General features: G+C 72.3%; 1 protein-coding gene. It reads right to left on the bottom strand.

All coding sequences use genetic code 11. The features are described from left to right. Positions 1–242, bottom strand: a 242-nt coding sequence (locus tag AC3II9_RS22385) for a hypothetical protein (RefSeq protein WP_489158965.1), incomplete at both ends; no start/stop codon positions are given.

Genomic DNA, 242 nt, shown 5'->3' with positions numbered 1-242 from the left:
CGGGCACGGGCGCGCTGATCGCGAGACGGCACAGGCCAAAGGCGAGCGTTCCCGCCGCGGCTAGCCCGATGAAGCCAAACAGGCCGCCCGTCCCCGCCTGGCTCATCGCCGTCGCCGCGCCCATCGGGCCCAGTGCCGCGCCCGCCGAATACAGCAGCACCAGCTGGCCGCTCGCCGCGACCCGCTCGTGCGACGCCAGCCGGTCGTTCACATAGGCGACGCACAAGGGGTAAAGCGCAAAG

It is taken from the genome of Lysinibacillus sp. RU7 (assembly GCF_057837305.1).
The sequence above is the reverse complement of the archived record's forward strand: the minus strand, read 5'-3'. Positions and strand labels throughout refer to the sequence as shown.